At 73.2% G+C, this 19,139-nt stretch carries 5 protein-coding genes; all 5 read right to left on the bottom strand.

Features of this window, described 5'->3' with window-relative positions:
* A partial coding sequence (locus tag PCA_RS15385; RefSeq protein ID WP_181303486.1) for an O-antigen ligase family protein occupies nucleotides 1–1,058 on the bottom strand: 1,058 nt, incomplete at its 3' end.
* A 76-nt stretch (nucleotides 1,059–1,134) separates the two neighbouring features.
* Nucleotides 1,135–2,265, bottom strand: coding sequence for a glycosyltransferase family 2 protein (locus PCA_RS15380; RefSeq protein ID WP_255436908.1), 1,131 nt, complete (start codon nucleotides 2,263–2,265; stop codon nucleotides 1,135–1,137).
* A 31-nt stretch (nucleotides 2,266–2,296) separates the two neighbouring features.
* Nucleotides 2,297–5,446 carry a non-ribosomal peptide synthetase gene (locus tag PCA_RS15375; RefSeq protein WP_181303485.1) on the bottom strand — a complete coding sequence of 1,050 codons (3,150 nt, stop codon included), beginning with the start codon at nucleotides 5,444–5,446 and terminating at the stop codon, nucleotides 2,297–2,299.
* Nucleotides 5,447–5,570: 124 nt separating this feature from the next.
* Nucleotides 5,571–11,990, bottom strand: coding sequence for a non-ribosomal peptide synthetase (locus PCA_RS15370; protein ID WP_181303484.1), 6,420 nt, complete (start codon nucleotides 11,988–11,990; stop codon nucleotides 5,571–5,573).
* Nucleotides 11,987–19,135, bottom strand: coding sequence for a polyketide synthase (locus PCA_RS15365; RefSeq protein ID WP_255436907.1), 7,149 nt, complete (start codon nucleotides 19,133–19,135; stop codon nucleotides 11,987–11,989). Before PCA_RS15365 ends, PCA_RS15370 begins: the two co-directional genes overlap by 4 nt.
* Between the last annotated feature and the right edge of the window lie 4 nt (nucleotides 19,136–19,139).

The raw sequence follows: 19,139 nt of genomic DNA, 5'->3' as shown, positions 1-19,139 counted from the left end.
CCGGCGGGCAGCGCCTCCGCCATCGCCAGGCGCGGCCGCGGCCGCACCGCGGCCACCGCCTGCACCGATGCGCGCACCGCCTTCGCCAACCCGGCCTGCAGGCGCAGCAGGCGCCACATCATCCAGAAGCAGTAGCCGACGAAGGCCAGCCACGTCACGAAGCCCAGGAACCCCGTTTCCGCCAGCACCAGCACGAAGGAGTTGTGCGCGGTCAGCGTGTTGTAGTCGGTGAAGTTGCCGAAGCCCACGCCGAACAGCGGATGCGTCTTGAACATGTCCAGCCCTTCGTACCAGGCGTCCACGCGGCCGAACGCGGATTCCTCGTCGGGGTCCAGGTCGTTCATGCGCGTGGAAGGCAGCAGCATCAGCCCGACCAGGCCGGCGAAGCCCAGCGCGCCGGCGGTGATCAGGCCGCGCTTCTGCCAGATGTAGACCGCGCCCATCAGCAGCACCGCGAGCTGGGTGCCGCGCGACTTGGTGAGATAGACGCCCGCCAGTATCAGCAGCGCGCCGAAACGCCAGAACCAGCGGCCGAGGAAGCGCGCGCGCGAGGCGAGGCAGACCACCATCGGCAGCGCCATCACGAACAGCAGGCCGAGGTCGTTGGGGTCGTTGAAGATGCCCACGTAGCGGATGCGCCCGTCCTCGCCCAGGGTCATGCCGGTCCAGCCGGTGCCGGTGCTGGCCTGCTGCACGCTGTGCAGGGACAGCACCATCGCGCACGCCCCGATCACCGCGAACGTGGTGGCGGTGCGGCGCGGACTGTCCAGCGCGCTCGCCAGCACCAGGAACACCACCAGCGACGGTCCCATCTGCGCGATCACGTACTGCATGCCGCCGCTCCAGCCGTTGACCACCTCCGAGATCATCGCGACCAGCACGAAGATCGGCAGCAGCAGGAACTGCGGCGCGCCGGGCGTGTGCGCGCCGCGCAGCAACCAGCCGACGAACGCGAGCGCCAGGGTGACCGTCATCACCGGCACGTCCGCCATGCCCGGCATGAAGTCCTGCGGGCGGACGATCGCGAAGCACAGGTAGACCAGGATCAGCGGAAACATGCGCGGCTCCCGCTGGATGCCGGCGCGTCGGCGTCGCGATGCGCCGCCGTCCGGCCCGTCCGTTTGCGTCGATTGCTCACCACAGGTGCAGTCTCCGGTTGCGCGCGAACGCCAGCAGCGCCTGCGCGGCGAACAGGTTGAGGTAACAGAACGCCGTCAGCAGCCGTATCGGCAGCTGCCCGCCCAGCGCGGGCAGCAGTCGCCCGGCCACCACCGCCGCCAGCGCCGCGACCAGCGCCAGCGCGACGGCCGCGAACAGCGCGTGCTGCGTCGCCAGCAGCATCGCCGAAAACGCGAACGCCAGCAGCAGCCACGGCGCCAGCAGGCGCAGCAGCTTGTGGCTGACGAAGCGGAACCACAGCGGGTTGCGCCAGGGCAGCAGCAGCCACGGCGCCAGCTGGATCAGCTGGAAGTTGCCGGCCAGCGTGCGGATCTTGCGGCGCTGCTCCTCGCGCGGCTGCTGCGAGGTGCCGTCCCAGGCCACCGCGTCCGGCTCGTACACCACGCGCCGGCCGGTCGCGGCCACGTGCATCGGCACCAGCACGTCGTCCAGCACCGTGCCGGGCGGCAGCGGCTTGAACAGTTCGCGGCGCACCGCGTACAGCGCGCCGCTGACGCCGATCGCGGAGCCCGAGCGGCTTTCGCTGGTGCGGATCAGCGTTTCGTAGCGCCAGTACGCGTCGATGCCGCGGGCGAAGCCGGTCTGCGCGTCGAACAGGCGCAGCTGCCCGCCCACCGCGCCCACGCCTGAATCGCCGAGGACGGCGACCAGCCGGCGCAGCGCGTCCGGTTCCAGCCGCTGGCGCACGTCGGTCATCAGCAGCACCTCGCCCTGCGCGGCCGCCACCGCGTCGTTGACGCAGGCGGCCTTGCCGCGCCGCGCCTCGAATTCCAGCACGCGGATGCGCGCGTCGCCCAGCTGGCGGCAACGCGCCGCGCTGTCGTCGCGGCAACCGTCGCAGGCCACCACGATGTCGAGCAGGCCGGGGGGGTAGTCCAGCGCAAGCAGGTTCTCCAGCTTGGTGCGCACGTGCGCGGCGCCGTCGTGCACCGCGAGCACCACGGTGACGCGGGGCGTCCATGCGCGCGGCTGCAGCGGGCGCGGCCGCCAGCGCGCCAGCGCGAACACCCACAGCGGGTAGCCCACGAAGACGTGGAACAGGCCCAGCGCCGACAGCACGAAGACCAGCATGGCTCCTCCGCTCATGGCCGTCCTCCCGCGAGGTCCGCAGCGTGCGTCATCGGTCCCACCCCAGGCGGCGGCGCAGCCGCTGCAGCAGCGAGCCCCGCCGCTCGTCCGCGAATTGCTCGGGCAGTTCGCTGGCCAGCACCGCCAGCGTGCCGGAGGCGACGTCCAGCAGGTGCAGCCGCACCGAGGTCTCGCGCTGCACGCGCGCCACGAATTCGGCCGCCAGCAGGGAATGGCCGCCCACGTCGAAGAAGGTGTCGTTCGGGCCCACGTGTTCCACCCCGATCAGCTCGCGCCAGATCGCCGCCAGGTAGGCCTGGCGCGGTTCGGTCGGCTCGGCCGACGGCGTGCCGCGCAGTCCGGCGGCGGACGGCGGCGGCAGCGCCTTGCGGTCGATCTTGCCGTTCGGCGTCTGCGGCAGCGCGTCCATCCGTTCGATGTGCTGCGGCTGCATGTAGGCGGGCAGTTGCCGCTGCAGGCGCGCGCGCAGGCGTTCGGCCAGGTCGTCCGCTGCCGTCGCGGCCACGTACAGCACCAGCCGCACGTCGTTGTCGCCGAACGCCCGGGCCACCGCCACGCACTCGCGCACGCCCGGCTCGGCGGCGGCCGCCGCCTCGATGTCGCCCGGCTCGATGCGGTAGCCGCGCACCTTGATCTGGTCGTCCGCGCGGCCGCTGAAATACAGCTGGCCGTCGCGCCAGTAGCCGCGGTCGCCGGTGCGGTACATGCGGCCGCCGGCGAACGGGTCGTCCACGAAGCGCTCGGCGGTGAGGTCGGGCCGGTGCAGGTAGCCGTCGGCGACGCCGTCGCCGGCGATCCAGATCTCGCCGATCGCGCCCGGCGGCTGCGGCTGGCCGCGTCCGTCCAGCACGTAGAGGCGCGTGTTCGCGATCGGCCTGCCCAGCGGGATCGGCTCCATGCCCGGCTCGACGCGCGCCACCGAGGACCAGATCGTGGTCTCGGTGGGGCCGTACATGTTCCACAGTTCCACGCAGTGCCCGGCCAGCGAGCGCGCCAGCGCCAGCGGCATCGCCTCGCCGCCCACGAACAGGCGCAGCCCGTGCAGCGCGTCCGCCCGGCCTATGCCCTGCAGCATGCGCAGCAGCGAGGGCGTGGTCTGGAACACCGTGCAGCGGGTATGGACCAGCAGCACGCCGAGCGCCAGCGGATTGGTGTATTCGGCGGTGGTGGCGATCACCATGCGGCCGCCGCTGATCAGCGGCAGGTACAGCTCCAGCCCGGCGATGTCGAACGACAGCGTGGTGACCATGCACAGCGCATCGTCGGCGGTATAGCCCGGCCGCTCGCGCATGCCCAGCAGGAAGTTGACCAGGTTGCGGTGCAGGATGCGCACGCCCTTGGGCTTGCCGGTGGAGCCGGAGGTGAACAGCACGTAGGCCAGGTCGTCGCCGTGCACGTCCGGCAGCGCGGTATCGCCCGGCGGCTCGGCGGCCAGCTCGCCCACGGCGAGGCATTCGCGGCCCTCGGCCAGCGTCGCCGGCGGCTGCAGCGCCGGTGTGACCAGCAGGTGGCGCAGGGCGGCATGCTCGGCCATGTAGGCCAGCCGCTGCTCCGGGAACTCCGGGTCCAGCGGTACGTAGGCGGCGCCGCTGCGCAGGATGCCCAGCACCGCGACCAGCATGTCCAGGCCGCGCGCCACGTACACGCCGACCAGGTCGCCGCGGCCGATGCCACGGCGCACCAGCGCCAGCGCCACGGCGCGGGTGCGCTGTTCCAGCGCGGCGTAATCCAGTTGCTCGCCCGCGCATTCGGCGGCGATGCGGTGGGGCGTGCGCTCCACCTGCGCCGCGATCAGCGCCGGCAGGCCGCGTTCGCGGTCGTAGTCGCGGGCGGTGTCGTTCCAGCCCTGCAGCACCTGGGCGCGTCCCTCCGCATCCAGCAGGGGCAGGTCCGCGACCTGCAGCCTGGCGGGCTCGCCGGGGCCGGCGAGCGCTTCCAGCACGGTGGCGTAGTGGCCCAGCCAGCGCTGCAGCGTGGCGGCGTCGAAGCGCGCGCTGCTGCCGTGGAATTCCATCGCCAGCGCGTCGTCCTCCGGCGTCACCCGCGCCTGCAGTTCGCCCAGCAGCGCGACGCGGCCGCCGTCCAGCACGCGGTGGCGCAGGCCGGCGAACGCGAAGGCCGGCATGCCGGGGTCGAATTCGAAGGAGACGCCGGTGAGCGCGTCTTCCGTGCCGCGGCGATGCACGCCGAGCGCGCGCAGCAGACCCATCACCGTGGCCTGGCTGTGCGCTTCGGCATCGCGCAGCGCGGTCGCGACCTGCGCGAGCAGGGTGCGCACGTCCTGCGCCGGCTCGACGCCCAGGCGCAGCGGCAGGAAATGCAGCGGGACGCAGTGCGTGCCGACCGGCACGCCCACGGCAAAGTCGTGCTGCCCGCTCATCCGCATCAGGAAGGCCGCGTAGCCCGCCAGCAGCACGTCGTGCAGCGTGACGCCGCAGAGCCGCGCGAGCCGGCACAGGCCGGCGACGGTGGCCGCAGGCAGCACGCGCCGCGCGCCGACGGCGTCGAAGTGCGGCCGCGGCGGGACCGGGCGGTCGGCCGGCAGGGCCAGCGGATCGGGCAGGCTCGCGTGGCGCGCCCGCCACCAGGCCAGCGCCTCGGCGGGCGTTTCGGAATGGGCCGCCTGCAGCGGCGGCGGCAGTTCCGCCGGTTCCCGGCCCGCGACGAACTCGCCGTAGTCCTGCGCCAGCGCCGCCAGCAGGCGCCCGGTCGTGCGACGGTCCAGCACCAGTTCGTGCGCGTGCAGCAGCAGCACATGCCGGTCCACGTCCAGCCGCAGCAGTTCCAGTTGCAGCAGCGGCGGGTGGGCCGGGTCGAATGGCGTGCGCAGGCGCGCCTGGACGTGTTCGGCCAGGCGGGTTTCCGCCGAGGCGCCATCCGGCGAGAAATCGTGGCTGCTCCACGGCAGCGGCAGGTCGTCGTACACGCGCCGCAGCTGGCCGTCGGGAGACAGCCCGATGCGCAGGGAGTCGTGCCGCCACCACAGGCCGGCCGCGGCCTGCTTCAGCGCGGCGGCATCCAGCGGGCCGTCCAGCCGCAGCAGGGTGAGGTGGGCGAGCGCGAGCATGGCCGTATCGCCGTACTGGCCGGCCAGCCATTTTTCCATCTGGATTTCGCTGGGAGAGGCGGGGGAGCCGGTGTCCGGGTCCGCGCATCGGTCGTCGAATGGGTGATTCATGCTGGCTCCTGTTCCGATCCGTCACAGTCTGAACGCGTGCGGGTCGAAACGGTGTCGTCGTTGGGGGTCGTGCGCTTCGCGAGGCTGACCGATGGGCGGGAGGGATGGTCTTGCCGGAAGTGCATCAGCGCAGTCCCAGCAGCCGGCGGAGTCGGTTGCCGACGGGCGGGTTCTTCGCGGCTTCGGCGGGCGCTTCCCCCGGCATGGGCAACTGCATGGCCAGCGTGGCCAGCGTGCCGCCGGCGATGTCCAGCAGGTTCAGCCGCACCCCGGTCTCGCGCTGTACGCGCAGGGCCATTTCCACCGCCAGCAGCGAGTGGCCGCCCACGTCGAAGAAGTTGTCCTGCGGCGCCACTGCGGTCACGCCGGTCAGCTCGCACCAGACGGCGGCCAGATACCGGCGGCGCGGGTCTTCGTCCGCCACCGGCGGCGCCGGCGCGCGGCCGGTGGGCGCCGCGGCGGGCGGCGGCAGCGCCTTGCGGTCCAGCTTGCCGTTCGGCGTCTGCGGCAGCGCGTCCAGGCGCACGATGTGCTGCGGCCGCATGTAGGCGGGCAGTTGCGCCTCCAGTCCGCCGCGCAGGCGCGGCAGCAGCGTGGCCTCGTCCTCGTCCGCCACCACGTACAGCACCAGGCGCTGGTCGCTGGCGGAAAAATCGTGGACCACGACCGCGGCGTCGGTCACTGCGGCGTCCTCGCGGGCGACCGCCTCGATCTCGCCGGGCTCGATGCGGAAGCCGCGCAGCTTGATCTGGAAATCGGCGCGGCCGAGGTGTTCCAGCGTGCCGTCGGCGCGCCAGCGGCCACGGTCGCCGGTGCGGTACTGGCGCGCGCCTGTTTCGTCGGAGAACGGATCGGCGACGAAGCGTTCGGCGGTCAGCTCCGGCCGGTGCAGGTAGCCCGTCGCCACGCCCGTGCCCCCGATCCACAGCTCGCCCGGCACGCCCAGCGGACAGGGTTGGCGCCGTTCGTCCAGCACCCACACCGTGGTGTTCGCGATCGGCGTGCCGATGGTGATCGGCTGGCCCGGCTCCAGCTTCGCGCAGGTCGACCACACCGTGGTCTCGGTGGGGCCGTACATGTTCCACAGCTCGCCGCAGCGTTCCAGCAGCGACGTGGCCAGGTCCGGCGCCAATGCCTCGCCGCCGCACAGCGCGCGGAAATCCTGGCCGCCCTGCCAGCCGGCCTGCAGCAGCAGGCGCCAGGTGGCGGGCGTGGCCTGCATCAGCGTGATGCCGTGATCGGCCATCAACGCCTGCAGCGCCGCGCCGTCCATCGCCTGCTCGCGCGAGGCGAGCACCACTTCGCCGCCCACGCCCAGCGGGCCGAGCAGCTCCAGCACGGCGATGTCGAAGGACAGCGTGGTGACGGCGAGCAGGCGGTCGTAGTCGCGCAGGCCGGGCCGCTCGGCCATGCTGGCGAGGAAGTTCGCCGCCGCGCGATGCGGGATCGCCACGCCCTTGGGTCGTCCGGTGGAGCCGGAGGTGTAGATGACGTAGGCGGTCGAGGAAGGGTCGATGGACAGCGACGGTGCGGTGGAAGGCAAGGCCTCCCAGTCGGGCGGCAACGCATCCAGCGCGATCACCGGCCGACCGTCGAGCTGGAAGCGCGACGCCTCCGACGACTGGGTGAGCAGGGCGGCGAGTTGCGCATCCCCGGCCATGTAGGCGAGGCGTTCGGCGGGGAAGCCGGGATCGAGTGGGACATAGCCGGCGCCGGCCTTGAGCGTGCCGAGCAGGGCGGCGAGCATGTCGGGGCCGCGCTCCAGCGCGATGCCGACGAGGGCGCCGGGCTGCACGCCGCGGGCGATCAGCGCATGGGCGATGCGGTTCGCGCGTTCGTCGAGTGCGCGATAGCTCAGCGTGGTGGAGCCAGAGCGCAGGGCGATGCGTTCCGGCGCCGCCGCCGCCTGGCGCTCGAACGCGCCGTGCATGGTGGGCAGCGGAATCGGCGCGGCGGTGGCGTTCCAGCGCTGCAGCTGCGCCAGCTCGGCCGCCGGCAGCAGCGGCAGCTCGGCGACCGGTTGCCGCGGATCGGCCAGCGCCCTTTCCAGCAGGGTTTCGAAGCCGTGGCGGAAGCGCGCGGCGGTGGCAGGCTCGAACAGGTCGGTGTTGTAGCTCATGCCGCCGATCAGGGCGTGTTCGCCTTCGACGAACCACAGCCCGAGGTCGTAGGCGCTGCCGCGCTGGAACACTTCCAGGCGCTGGTGGCGCAGCTCGCCCCAGCCCGGCGCGCGGCCGCGCACGTCCTGGTAGGAGAACATCGCCTGCGCCAGCGGCGGGCGGCTCTCGTCGCGCGGCAGGCGCAGTGCCTTCACGAGGTGTTCGAACGGCACGTCCGGGCAGCCGAACGCGTCCAGCACCACGTTGCGCACCGCGCGCAGCACGTCGAGGAAGCCGGCTTGCGGATCGAGCGCCAGGCGCAGCGGCAGCGCGTTGACGAAGAAGCCCATCACCGGTTCCAGTTCCACCGCGTCGCGGCCGCGCACGGGCGTGCTCACGATCAGGTCGCGCTGGCCGCCGAGGCGGTGCAGCAGCACGTAGTACGCCGTCAGCAGCACCATGAATGCGGTGGTGCCGGCCTGCCGCGCCAGCGCGCGCACCGCGTCCAGGCGCGCGGATGGAAGCTCGATCCATTCCGTGTCGCCGGCGCCGGACATGCGCGCGGGACGTGCGCGGTCGGCGGGCAGTTCCAGCGGTTCCAGCCGGCCCTGCAGGCGCGACAGCCAGTGGTCGAGCTGCCGCTGCAGTTCCTCGCCCTGCATCCACTGCCGCTGCCACGCGGCGAAGTCGCCGTACTCGATCGCCAGCGGCGGCAGCGGATCGGGCCGGCCTTCGCAGAACGCCGGATACAGCGCGGCCATCTCCTGGTACAGCAGGTCGAACGACCAGCCGTCCCAGATGATGTGGTGGGTCATGAAGAAGAACACGTGTTCTTCTTCGCTGAGCCGGAAAAGTTGCGCGCGGAACAGCGGCGGCGTGGCCAGGTCGAAGGGTTCGGCGACCAGCGCGTCGATGCGCCGCTGCAACCAGGCCTCGCGCTCGTCGGCGGGCAAGCGGGTGAGGTCTTCCAGCGGCAGCTCCGGCTCGAGCGTGGCGTGGATGTACTGCACCGCGCCGGCTTCGCCCTGCTCGATCGCGGTGCGCAGCACCGGCTGGCGTTGCACCATCGCGCGCAGCGCCTGTTCGAACGCGGCGAGGTTCAGGGGGCCGTGCAGGCGGTGCCCCGACGGCGTGTGGTAGGTGGCGAGGCCGGGCTGCAATTGTTCGAGGTACCACACGCGCTGCTGCATCAGCGAGAGCGGCGCCTGTTCGCGGTCGGCGAGGCGCGCGATGTCGCGCGGCGCCTGCCTGCCTGCGGCGCCCGCCTCGCGTATCGCCGCCGCCAGCCGCGCCACGGTCGGCGCCTCGAACAGGGTGCGCAGCGGCAGCGCGAGGCCGAGGTCGCGGTTGAGTCGCGCGGTGAGCTGCGCGGCGAGCAGGGAATGGCCGCCCAGCGCGAAGAAGTCCTCGTCCACGCCCGGCTCCAGCCCGCCCAGCACGGCGGCCATCGCCTGCGCGACCTGGCGTTCCAGCTCGTCGCGCGGCGCGGTGCGCGTGCCGGCGGCAGGCGCGTTCGCGGCGAGCGGCGCCGGCAGGCGGCCGCGGTCGATCTTGCCGTTGGGCAGCAGCGGCAACGCGTCCAGCGCCACGAAGTGCTGCGGCAGCATGTATTCGGGCAGGCGCTCGCGCAGGTGGCTGCGCAGGGCGTTGTCGTCCAGCGGCCCCTTGCCGGTGAGGTAGGCGACCAGGCGCACGTCGCCGGGCCGGTCCTCGCGCGCGACCACCAGCGCCTGCGCCACCGACGGATGGCTGCCCAGTTGCGCCTCGATCTCGCCGGGCTCGATGCGGAAGCCGCGCAGCTTGATCTGGAAATCGGCACGGCCAAGGTGTTCCAGCGTGCCGTCGGCGCGCCAGCGGCCGCGGTCGCCGGTGCGGTACAGGCGCGCGCCTGTTTCCCCGGAGAACGGATCGGCGACGAAGCGCTCGGTGGTCAGCTCCGGCCGGTGCAGGTAGCCCGTCGCCACGCCCGTGCCGCCGATCCACAGCTCGCCCGGCACGCCCAGCGGGCAGGGCTGGCGCCGTTCGTCCAGCACCCACACCGTGGTGTTCGCGATCGGCGTGCCGATGGTGATCGGCTGCCCCGGCTCCAGCTTCGCGCAGGTCGACCACACCGTGGTCTCGGTGGGGCCGTACATGTTCCACAGCTCGCCGCAGCGTTCCAGCAGCGACGTGGCCAGGTCCGGCGCCAGTGCTTCGCCGCCGCACAGCGCGCGGAAGTCCTGGCCGCCCTGCCAGCCGGCCTGCAGCAGCAAGCGCCAGGTGGCGGGCGTGGCCTGCATCAGCGTGATGGCGTGTTCGGCCATCAACGCCTGCAGCGTCGCACCGTCCATCGCCTGCTCGCGCGAGGCGAGCACCACTTCGCCGCCCACGCCCAGCGGGCCGAGCAGCTCCAGCACCGCGATGTCGAAGGACAGCGTGGTGACGGCGAGCAGGCGGTCATCGGTGCGCAGGCCGGGCCGCTCGGCCATGCTGGCGAGGAAGTTCGCCGCCGCGCGATGCGGGATCGCCACGCCCTTGGGCCGTCCGGTGGAGCCGGAGGTGTAGATGACGTAGGCGGTCGCGGAGGGATCGATGGAAAGAGCTGGCGTCGTGGCAGGCAACGTCTCCCAGTCGGGCGGCAACGCATCCAGCACGATCACCGGCCGGCCGTCGAGCTGGAAGCGCGACACCTCCGACGACTGGGTGAGCAGGGCGGCGAGTTGCGCATCCCCAGCCATGTAGGCGAGGCGTTCGGCGGGGAAGCCGGGATCGAGCGGGACATAGCCCGCACCGGCCTTGAGCGTGCCGAGCAGGGCGGCGAGCATGTCGGGGCCGCGCTCCAGCGCGATGCCGACGAGCGCGCCGGGCTGCACGCCTTGCGCGATCAGCGCATGGGCGATGCGGTTCGCGCGTTCGTCCAGCGCGCGATAGCTCAGCGTGGTGGCGCCGCAGCGCAGGGCGATGCGTTCCGGCGTCGCCGCCGCCTGGCGTTCGAACGCGCCGTGCATCGTGGATGCGCGGTCGCCCCAGTCGTGGGCGGCGGGTTGCAGCGCGGCCAGCGTGCGGCGTTCGTCCGCATCGACCAGCGGCAGTGCGCCCAGCGCATCGTCCGGCTGCGCCAGCGCGGCGCGCAGCAGCGTTTCGTAGGCGCGCAGCCAGCGGCGCACGGTGGCGGCATCGAACAGGCCCGCGTTGTACTGGCATTCCAGGCGCAGGCCGCCGTGTTCCTGCACCGCGTTGATGAACAGTTCGAAGTTCTCGTAGCGCCGTGGCACGCTGGCGAAATCCAGCTGCAGGCCGGGGAAGGCGTGGCCTTGCTGTTCCAGCGCCTGGTCGATGTTGAACAGCACGCCGACCAGCGGCAGGCGGGCGGGATCGCGCGGCAGGTCGAGCTGCTGCAGCAGGCTGCCGAAGGTGCAGCGCTGGTGTTCCAGCGCGTCCAGCAGTTCGCCGGACGCCGCGCCGAGCATGCGCACGAACGGCGTCGCGGGGTCGGCGCCGCAGCGCAGCGGCAGCAGGTTGACGCCGTGGCCCACCAGGTCGCCCAGGCCCTCGTTCGCCTGCGCCGCGGCGGGGATGCCAAGCATCACCTCGTCCTGCCCGGCCAGCCGGCCCAGCAGGCCCGCGAAACTGCCGAGCAGCGTGGCGAACAGGCTGGCGCCGTGGCGCGCGCCGAGGCGGCGCAACGCGCCGACCAGTTCCGCGTCCAGCACGTGGTCCTCGCGACGGGAGGCGAAGCCGCGCCGCGGCGGCCGCGGGCGGTCGCCGGGCAGGTCCAGCGCAGGCGGACGGCGCGCGAGGTGCGCCACCCACCAGGCTTCGTCGGCGGCGCCGGCGCGGCGGTCCGCGGGTTCGGACAGCCGCAGCGCGTAGTCGGCGAACGCGGGCACGGGCGGCAGTGCCGCGCCACCGGCGCCACTGCGCTGCGCGTACAGCGCGCCGAGTTCGCGCACGATCACCCACCACGACCAGCCGTCGCAGACCAGGTGGTGCGCGCTCAGCAGCAGCACGTGCCCGCACTCGTCCAGCCGCAGCAGTTCGGCGCGGAACAGCGGGCCGTTCTCCAGATCGAACGGCAACAGCACGGTCTGCGTGCGGCGTTCCTCCAGCGCGGCCTCGCGGGCGGACGCGTCCAGCGCCGACAGGTCGGCCTGCCGCACCGCGAGCGCGAGACCGGCGGCCACGCAGAACGTCTCGCCGTCCGGGCCGAAGCTGGCGCGCAGCGCGTCGTGGCGGTCGACCAGCGCCTGCAGCGCGTCCAGCAACGCGGCGGCGTCCAGCGTGCCGCGCAGCTGCAGCGCGACCGCCTCGTTGTAGGCCAGCGAGGCGTCCTCGCCCAGCTTCGCCGCCAGCCAGATCTCGCGCTGCGCCTCGGTGCTGGGCACCACGCGTTCCAGCGCGGGAGCAGCGAACGGGTCGTAGTCGACGGCCGAGAGGCCGTTGTGCTCGTCCATGGGCGTGTTCATGGCTCCACCTTCATGTACTTGCCGGGCTGCTCGGGATTCGCCACGAACCAGCACGGGCGGCCGTCCGGCTCGCGGCCCAGCCGCGCGCCGGGCACCGGCGGCTTGCCGGCGTCCATCGCCGTCTGCGCCGCGGGGACGTTGCGCGGCAGGAAGCCGGCGTCCTGCAGTTCCGACACGGATTCCTTGTAGGCGCGGGTGATCGCCTGGAAATCCGCCTCGCTGTGCGCGGTGGTGAAGAAGCAGGGGAAGCCGTCCAGGATGTGCACGCCGCGGCTGCGCATCATCGCGAACAGCAGGTCCTGCAGCGGGTGGTCCTCCAGGAACTGCGTGCGCCACAGCGAGGCGAACTGCTTCACCGCGATGGGCGCGCCGGTCTCCACGAAGAAGCCGTTGAGTTCGTCGGCCATCGCCGCGGTGCGCGCGTTGAGCCGCTCCTGCAGCGCGGGGCCTTCGTGCTTAAGGTGTTCGAGCACGGCCTTCGCGGCGGCCAGCGCCAGCGGGTGGCGCACGAAGGTGCCGGCGAAATAGGTGACGCCGACGGTGGGCACCGAGTCGTCGCCGAACTGCCACGCGCCGCCGTCCAGCGCGTCCATGTACTCGCGCTTGCCGGCGATCACGCCGATCGGGAAGCCGCCGCCGACCACCTTGCCGTAGGTGGCGAGGTCGGCGCGGATGCCGAACAGCGCCTGCGTGCCGCCGGGGTGGCTGCGGAAGCCGGTGACGATCTCGTCGAAGATGCACAGCGCGCCGCTGGCTTCGGTGATCGCGCGCACCTCGCGCAGGAACTCGACCGGGCGGAAATCCGGGCGCCGGCTCTGCACCGGCTCGATCAGCACGGCGGCCAGCTCGTGCGCCCGCTCGCGGATGATCTGCAGCGACTCCGGCGTGCCGTAGTCCAGCACCAGCACGTGCTCGGCGGTGTTGCGCAGGATGCCCGGCGCGGCCGGCACCGCGCGCAGCTTCTTCGTGCCGCGCACGATCACCTCGTCGATGATCCCGTGGTAGGCGCCGGTGAACAGCACCACGGTCTCGCGTCCGGTGACGGTGCGCGCGATGCGCAGCGCGCCCAGCACCGCTTCCGAACCGGTGTTGCACAGCGCGGCGCGGTCGTGTCCGGTGACTTCGCAGGCCAGCTCCGCCACCTCGCCGGCGAGTGGATGCTGCGGGCCAATCTCGTAGCCCAGTTCCAGTTGGCGACGCACGGCGTCCAGCACGAAATCGGGCTGCCAGCCGAACAGGCTCATGCCGAAGCCGTTCAGCGCGTCGACGTATTCGTTGCCGTCCAGGTCCCACAGGTGGGCGCCCTTGGAGCGCTCGACCACGATCTGGTAGGCCAGCTCCTTGGTCAGCGGGCGGAAGCCGTTGACCACGCGCGGGTCGGCCATGCGCGGGCGATGCGCCTGGGTGTATTCCTTCGACTTGCGCGTGCGCGCCACGTAGCGCTCGATGAAGCGGTCCAGGTAGCCCTGCTGGCGCGGCGTGACCGCCTGGTGGCCGTGGCTGTCGATGCGCGCGATCGCGCCGAAGGCTTTCTTGACGTCGTAGCGGGTGTGCGCCAGCGCGGCTTCCTCGTCGCCGGCGGCGGCAGCGGTTGCGGGCGCGGCGACCGGGGCGGGCGATGCCGGCGCAGGCATGGGCGCCGGTGCGACTGGCGGGGCGACGGCCGTGCCGTTGAGCAGGGCGAGCTGCTGCGCCATCAACTGCATCTGCTGGGCGATCACCTGCTGCACATAGCCTTCCGGCATGGCGGCGGCCGGCATCGGCAGCGCTTGCGCCTGCGCGGGCACGGCCGTCGACGGCATCGGGACCGGCGCCGGAGCAGCCGGCGCTTCCGGCGGCAGTTGCTCGTCGAGCAAGGCGGCCAACTGCCCGAAGCTCGCGTGGTCGCTCATCAACTGGCGGAAGCTCACCTGCACCGCGAAGGCCTTGGAAACGTGCAGCGCCACCTGGGTCAGCATCAGGCTGTCCAGCCCCAGCTCGATGAAATGGCTGGCGGGATCGGCATCGGCCAGGTCGAGGCCGGAGATGTCCTCGAAAGCCGTCTTCAGCTGGCCGATCAGGCGCGGCCGGCGATCCATGGATGGGGCTGGAGTGGACATGGGCGTTCCTTCGGAAGACGGCGGCGGCAGCGTGGCCGCGGCGGATGCGGGTGGGTGCGATGCGGGTGCGGCTTCGACCCAGTGGCGCTGGCGTTCGAACGGGTAGGTCGGCAGCGCGAGGCGGAGGCGACGCGGGCGCCGGTCCAGTGCTGCCGGGTCGATCGCCACGCCGCGGCTCCACGCTTCGCCGGCCGCGCCGAGCAGGGTGGTGCGTTCGGTCGCCGGTGCGTCGGCCAGCGAGGCGACCGCGTCGATGCGGTCGCGTGCCGCGCCGCCGAGGTGCTGCCGTGCCAGCGTGGTCAGTACCGATCGCGGACCGGCTTCGATCAGCACCCGCGCCGGCGCATCGAGCAGGGTGCGCAGGGCCGTCGAGAAACGCACCGGCTCGCGCAACTGCCGCGCCCAGTAATCCGGCGACACGGCTTCGTCGGCGCCGAGCGGCGCGCCGCTCACGCTGGACACGATGGGCAGCAGCGGCTCGCTGCGCCGGGTCGCCGCGACCGCGGCGCGGAACGGTTCCAGCGCCGCATCCATCATCGGCGAGTGGAAGGCGTGCGAGGTGCGCAGCAGGCGGCAGGCGACGTTGTCGCGCTCCAGCGCGGCCTGGAACGTCGCGATCGCGGCAGCCGGCCCGGCCACCACGCAGGCGGTCGGCGCGTTCTCCGCGGCCAGCGCGAGTTCGGCCGGCATGCGCTCGGCGAGCTGCGCGGCGGTGAGCCGCACCGACAGCATGGCGCCGGGCGGCTGCGCCTGCATCAGGCGGCCGCGCTCGGCGACCAGGCGCGCCGCGTCGGCCGGCGCGAACACGCCGGCCAGCGTCGCCGCGACGAACTCGCCCACGCTGTGGCCGAGCAGCGCCGCCGGCGTCACGCCAAGGCCCATCCACCAGCGCGCCAGCGCGTACTCGATCGCGAACGTGGCCGGCTGCATCACCGCGGTGGGCAGCAGGGCGTCGGCGTCGTCGACAAAGCAGCGTTCGCGCAGGTCGAAGCCGAAATCGCTGCCCAGCGCCTCGGCGCATTCGTCGAACGCGGTGCGGAACACCGGCTCGTGGCGGTGCAGCTCGCGGCCCATGCCGGGGTACTGCGAGCCCTGTCCGGGGAACAGCAACGCCACGTCGGCGGCCTGCGCCGCGCGGCTGCGCACAACCGCGGCCTGCGCACGCAACCGGGCGACCGCGTCGGCGACATCGTCGGCGGCCAACGCGAGGCGATGGCCGAAGGTCTTGCGGCCCACCGCCAGCGTCCATGCCACGTCGGCGAGGTTGGTGCCGGGCTGCGCCTGCAACTGCGCGGCCAGCCGCTCCGCGGCGGCGGCCAGCGCGGCGGGCGTGCGCGCGGAAAGCCGCAGCAGCTGCGGGCCGTCGGCGGGATCGGAGGGTGCACGCCGTGGCGCTTCCTCCATCACCACGTGCGCATTGGTGCCGCCCACGCCGAAGGAACTCACCCCGGCGCGCCGCGGCGACTCGCCGCGCGGCCACGCCTGCAGGCGGTCGTTCACCACGAAGGGCGAGCTTTCCAGCGCCAGCCCGGGATTGGGCGCGCTGTAGTGCAGGCTGGGCGGCAGTTGCTCGCGCTCCAGCGCCAGCGCGGTCTTGATCACGCTGGCCACGCCGGCGGCGATCACCATGTGGCCCACGTTGCTCTTCAGCGAGCCGATGCGGCAGAAGCCGGTGTCGGCGGTGCCGAGGCGGAAGGCGCGGCCGAGGCCTTCCAGTTCGATGGGGTCGCCGATGGGCGTGGCGGTGCCGTGCGCTTCCACGTAGCCGATGCTGCGCGGCGACACGCCCGCGCGCGCCTGCGCCTGCGCCACCACGGCGGCCTGCCCCGTGCTGCTGGGCGCCATGAAGCTGGCCTTGGCGCCGCCGTCGTTGTTCACCGCGCAGCCGCGGATCAGGGCGATCACTGGATCGCCGTCGGCCAGCGCGTCGGACAGCCGCCGCAGCAGCACCACGCCGGCGCCGTCGCTGAACACCGTGCCGGCCGCCTGCGCGTCGAAGCTGCGGGTGTGGCCGTCGGGCGACAGCATGGTGCCTTCCTGGCCGAGGTAGCCGCTCATCGGCGGGCAGGTGATCGCCACGCCGCCGGCCAGCGCCATGTCGCAGCGGCCGCTGCGCAACGCTTCCACCGCTTCGCAGGTCGCCACCAGCGAGGTGGAGCAGGCGGTGTTCATGCTGATCGCCGGGCCGTCCAGGTTGAGCCGGTGCGCCACGCGGGTGGCGATGTAATCCTTCTCGTTGGCCAGCATCACCTGGAAGGCGCCCAGCCGCTCGATCAGGTCGGGCCGCGGCAGCAGGTGATGGCGGAAATAGGTGGCATTGTGCATGCCGGCGAACACGCCGACCCGGCCGACGCCCGCGTCCGGCACGTGGCCGGCGCGTTCCATGCACGCCCAGCACAGCTCCAGGAACACGCGCTGCTGCGGATCGGTGAGCTCGGCCTCGCGCGGCGGGATGCCGAAGAAGGCGGCGTCGAACAGCTCCACGCCATCGAGCACGCCGCGGGCGCGCACGTAGACGGGGTCGTTGCGCAGCGCGGGCGCGATCGACGGATCGAGTTCGTCGTCGGTGAAATGGCGGATCGATTCGCGGCCGGCGCAGAGGTTGTCCCAGAACGCCTCCACGTCCGCCGCGCCGGGGAAGCGCCCGGCCATCGCCACGATGGCGATGGGATCGTCGCCGCCCGGCGTGGGCGCGGGTATGGGCGCGATGGTCGGCATCGGTGCGGCGGTCGCCTGCAGCGTGCGCGCGATGCCGGCCGGCGTGGGGTCGTCGAAGAAACCGGCCGGCGTGGGCGCCTGCCCCGCCCGCGCGTGGATGCGGGTGATCGCCTGCAGCGCCAGCAGCGAGCCGCCGCCCAGTTCGAAGAAGTGGTCGAGCCGGCCCACGGCGTCCAGGTCCAGCGTCTCGGCGAAGGCGGCGCAGATGGCGGTTTCCAGCGCGCCCTGCGGTGGCGCGTAGGGCTGCGCCAGTTCGGGACGGCGGCGGTCCGGCGCCGGCAGCGCGCGACGGTCGAGCTTGCCGTTGCGGGTCACCGGCAGCGCCGCCAGCGACAGGTAGCGCGCCGGCAGCATGTAGTCGGGCAGGTGTCTGGCCAGCTGCGCGCGCAGCGCGGGTACGGCCGTCGCGCCGTCGCTCACCACGTAGGCCACCAGTTGCTTGCGGCCGGGGCTGTCCTCGCGCGCCAGCACGGCGCAGGCGCGCACGCCGGCGCAGGCCTGCAGCGCCGCCTCGATCTCGCCCAGCTCGATGCGGCGGCCGTGGATTTTCACCTGCCCGTCGATGCGGCCGGCGAAGGCCAGCGTGCCGTCGGCCAGCCAGCGCACGTGGTCGCCGGTGCGGTAGCGGCGTTCGCCGCTGGCCGGATCGGTGACGAAGCGCTCGGCGGTGAGTTCGGCGCGGCCACGGTAGCCGCGCGCCACGCCCGCGCCGCCGATGTGCAGCTCGCCCACCACGCCCGCCGGCAGCGGTTCGCCGCGCGCGTTCAGCACGTGCAGGGTGGTGTCGGCGATGGGCCGCCCGATCGGGATCGAGCGCATGGCGGCCGGCAGCTCGCGCGGGATCGCCCAGGTGGCCGCGAAGGTGGTGCATTCGGTGGGGCCGTAGCCGTTGACGAGGGCGGTGCCGGGCAGCGCGGCCAGCGCGCGCCGCACGTGCGCCACCGACAAGGCCTCGCCGCCGATCAGCAGTTGCGCCAGCCCCGCCAGGCGCTGCGGTTCCTCGTCCACGACCGCGTTGAACAGTGCGGCGGTAAGCCAGGCCACGGTGACGCCGTGCGCGGCGATGGTGGCGGACAGGCCGGCGGCGCTGGGCACGCGCTCGTCGTGCACCACGCAACAGCCGCCGTTGAGCAGCGGCGCCCAGATTTCGAAGGTGGCGGCATCGAAGCCCAGCGGGGCGGCGTGCAGCACGCGCGGCTGGCCGTCGAGGTTTGCATAGCGCACCCCGCGCACCAGCCGCACGATGCCGCGATGGGCGATCTCCACGCCCTTGGGCGTGCCGGTGGAGCCGGAGGTGTACATCACGTAGGCCGGCGTTTCGCCATCGGCAGCGGGCAGGGCGCGCAGGGCGACGGTTTCCCGCAGCGCGGCCAGCGTCAGCGCCGGCACGCCGAGCTCGATCGGCGCGGCGACGATGGCCAGCCGCGCGCCGGCATCGGCGACCAGCGCGGCCAGCCGCGCGGGCGGTTCGTGCGGGTCCAGCGGCAGGTACGCGGCGCCGGCCTTGAGCACGCCCAGCATGGCGGCGATGGCGTCGGCCGAGCGTTCCAGCAGCATCGCCACCGCGTCGCCCGGCATCACGCCGGCCCCGAACAGGTGCGCGGCGATGCGTTCGGCGCGTTGGTCCAGCGTGGCGTAGTCGAGCGTGCCGTCGCGGTCGATCACCGCGGGCGCGCTGGCGTGCGCGGCGGCCACCGCGGCGAACAGGCCATGCACGGTGTCGGCGGGGTCGCGCGGCACGGCGGTGGCGTTCCAGTCGCTGGCGATGCGCCGCTGTTCGGCCGGGTCGACCGCGCCCACGGCCTCCAGGCGCGTCGCCGCGGCCAGGCCTTGCAGCACGCGCTGCATGCAGTCCACGAGCAGTTCGGCCGCGTCTGCGTCGAACACCGCGAGATCGTGGCGCAGGCGCAGCGTCGGCGTCGCGCCATCGACGATGGCCCAGGCCAGCGGCAGATCCGCTGCCACGTCGGCCTGCCAGCGGCCCACTGCGCTGGCGTCGCCATCGGCCAGCGGCGTCACTCCGGCGCAGTGCTGCAGCCAGGCATCCAGGTTGCCTTGGGCCGGCACGTCGAGGCGGCAGGTAGTGGTGGGCGATTCGGCCAGCACCACCTCCGCCGCGCCGGTGAGCCGCGATGCCAGCAAGGCCAGCGCCGCCTGGTCGAAACGCGCGCGCGGCAGGCCCGCCGCCGCCGCGCGTTGCGCCAGCGCCGCCGGCAGCGCGACATCCAGCGGACGCACCGCCTCGCCCACGCCGTGGCCGCCCGTGGACATGCACGGCAGCACGTCCTGCAGGCTTGGCGACACCGATGCGGCGGCATGTGCGTCCATGGCG

The organism is Rhodanobacter sp. PCA2 (genome assembly GCF_013620825.1).
Lineage (GTDB): Bacteria > Pseudomonadota > Gammaproteobacteria > Xanthomonadales > Rhodanobacteraceae > Rhodanobacter_A.
Note: the sequence above shows the minus strand (reverse complement) of the source record. Positions and strands in the feature narration are given on the sequence as shown.

Bases quoted from the DNA above. Each gene is read 5' to 3' on its own strand.
- PCA_RS15375 (WP_181303485.1), bottom strand. From the start codon at position 5,446: ATGAATCACCCATTCGACGACCGATGCGCGGACCCGGACACCGGCTCC.
- PCA_RS15365 (WP_255436907.1), bottom strand. From the start codon at position 19,135: ATGGACGCACATGCCGCCGCATCGGTGTCGCCAAGCCTGCAGGACGTG.
- PCA_RS15370 (WP_181303484.1), bottom strand. From the start codon at position 11,990: ATGAACACGCCCATGGACGAGCACAACGGCCTCTCGGCCGTCGACTAC.
- PCA_RS15380 (WP_255436908.1), bottom strand. From the start codon at position 2,265: ATGAGCGGAGGAGCCATGCTGGTCTTCGTGCTGTCGGCGCTGGGCCTG.